We start from the raw sequence: 276 nt of genomic DNA, 5'->3' as shown, positions 1-276 counted from the left end.
GGTCTGCATGTCTTCATCTAGGATGATACTACTAACATCCGCAGGCTCTAAAGAGCTGATGATAAATTGGGCTGGATCATCTGACCAAACCACCACATCAATACGCTCACCATCAAGCTCTTGCTGAACCGCTTGGATACGCGTACCACGCATACCAATACAAGCGCCAACCGGATCAATACGATGATCGTTGGTTTTGACCGCTATTTTAGCACGAGTACCCGGCAAACGAGCGACGTTACGAATTTCAATAATTTGTTCGGCAATCTCAGGCAC

Annotated in this window: 1 pseudogene; it reads right to left on the bottom strand. The window is 47.1% G+C overall.

Annotated features, from left to right (window positions below):
- A pseudogene (nusA, locus tag AAEZ03_RS27225) lies at nucleotides 1-276 on the bottom strand (transcription termination factor NusA); the annotation flags it as partial.

The sequence above is a fragment of the Pseudomonas sp. HY2-MNA-CIBAN-0224 genome, assembly GCF_040310285.1.
GTDB lineage: Bacteria > Pseudomonadota > Gammaproteobacteria > Pseudomonadales > Pseudomonadaceae > Aquipseudomonas > Aquipseudomonas helleri.
The sequence above is the reverse complement of the archived record's forward strand: the minus strand, read 5'-3'. Positions and strand labels throughout refer to the sequence as shown.